Annotated in this window: 1 protein-coding gene and 1 pseudogene; both read right to left on the bottom strand. The window is 44.2% G+C overall.

What is annotated here, in order from left to right; translation table 11 throughout:
* Positions 1 to 161: 161 nt before the first annotated feature.
* Positions 162 to 791, bottom strand: coding sequence for a gluconate 2-dehydrogenase subunit 3 family protein (locus SD31_RS10400; protein ID WP_039054071.1), 630 nt, complete (start codon positions 789 to 791; stop codon positions 162 to 164).
* An 11-nt stretch (positions 792 to 802) separates the two neighbouring features.
* Positions 803 to 1,878 (bottom strand): annotated as a pseudogene (locus SD31_RS10395) (Gfo/Idh/MocA family protein); the annotation flags it as partial.

Below are 1,878 nucleotides of genomic sequence, written 5' to 3'. Positions count from 1 at the left end.
TGAGCACCTTTGATAATAATAGAAGACATTTTTAGTGTTTTGATGAGAAAAATAACTTATACAAACATAGCAAATAGATATATTACTTTTCATCAAATATTGTTAATAACCATATCAAAAATCAAAGGACGACATTGCATGTCGTCCTTTGTGAACAAGCTTTACACAAAACGTTTGTCTCCCGGCTTGTACGGATAGTCCCCATCATATTTTCCCGGGATTTTGACGTAATTCAATGCTTTTGTCAACGCCAACTCCGAGTTGAAGTACCCTAAAATTGTCGTTTCTTTGAACATAGAAAACCAATGTTTGGGTTCTAGTTCTAACACTTTATACGGCTCGTTTTGTTTAAGCTTATTCTTTTCGATATAATCTTTCTCTTTTTCTGCTTTCTGTTTGTTGTATTCTGCAGCCTCTTTATCCAAAGCTTCCGCTACATCGGTACGTTCTTCCAAGGTAAGGTCGGCAAACTTCTTGCCTTTCACCTCCATACATTTTTTATCCAACGTATTGAAGCCGTCGATAAAGGCTTTTTGCTCTTTTTCGTTATAGCAATCGCGTACCATCACCGGAATAAAGCTACCCACGCCCGCCTCTTTGGCGCCCGGTGTGGAAGTAGGTGGTAAAATAGCATCGGCAAGGTCACCGATACGGTCTATCATATCTTTTTCAAACAGAGCTGCTACACTTTTGGTAGCCGGGCGGGTACACCCTTCCAAAAATAAGTTGGCCCCTACGATAGAACCACCTAATATCATCGCAACGCGTTGTAGTGCCTCTCTTCTATTCATCTTTATCAGTATTAAAATGTATAGTTAACCTCCCAACCTGGGCGATAAGTACGTTTAACAAACTGGTTCACTTCGTCGAAGTTAGTCACACGCATATTGTCGTTATCCCAGATCAGCTTTTTACTTCTTCCCGGATATTTGCCGTCCACCTGAAGGTCTACGCCACGGATGGCTAAGTTAGCCATTAATAAGGCTTCAGTCAACGGTCCAGCAATTTCGAATGGCGACGACATTTCCATATTTCCGTAGCCTGCAATACATCCTTCCACCATTGTGCCCAGTGACCGGAAGCACCGCCTTTGACGCGAGGATATTTTTCTTTCACGGTCTTGTATGTTTTGCTTGTAGGCAATAAGCGTGGATTTTCAGCGTAGGTGTCTGCCAACAACTTACCTTTAGTACCGATAATCAGGATACCGTTTCCTTTACCGCCAAACTCTTCATTTGGCTCCAACTCATCCGGTCTAGGTGGCTGTATACCGCCATCCATCCAGTGCACTTTAACGTCACCTTTTGTTTTAGGGGTTTTAGGGAAAGTCATAGTCACCGAACTTGACGGAGGACAAGACTCTGGGAAATAACCTCTCTTGAACTCATCGACATATACAGTTCCCACACTTGCCTGCACGTCTTTTACGTATTGTAAGCCGTAGATACTGAAAGGAGCTTCTAGGTTGTGACATCCCATGTCACCTAACGCTCCGGTACCGAAGGCCCACCATCCTCTCCAATTGAATGGCACCAGCTTTTCGATATAGTCTGTATACTGAGCTGTTCCCAACCATTTGTCCCAATCTAAGGTTGATGGTACAGGAGCCTTTTTGGAAGGCCATGCTATACCTTGCGGCCATACAGGGCGGTCTGTCCATGCATAAATCTCTACCAAATCACCGATAAGGCCGGCATCAATCCATTCGCGCATCTGACGCACCCCATCTCCCGAAGAACCCTTGGTTACCCATCTGTGTCACCTACTTTATAACGCTTTGCGGCATGAGTCAACACGCTGGCTTCCCATACATCATGGGCAAGAGGCTTCTGCTCAACATACACGTGTTTTCCCAATTCCATGGCTGCCAATGCCTGA

The organism is Sphingobacterium sp. T2, from assembly GCF_000814685.1.
Classification (GTDB): Bacteria; Bacteroidota; Bacteroidia; order Sphingobacteriales; family Sphingobacteriaceae; genus Sphingobacterium; species Sphingobacterium thermophilum.
This window is presented reverse-complemented; position numbering and strand designations above follow the sequence as displayed.

Coding starts and splice junctions, on each gene's coding strand:
- SD31_RS10400 (WP_039054071.1), bottom strand. CDS start 791: ATGAATAGAAGAGAGGCACTACAACGCGTTGCGATGATATTAGGTGGT.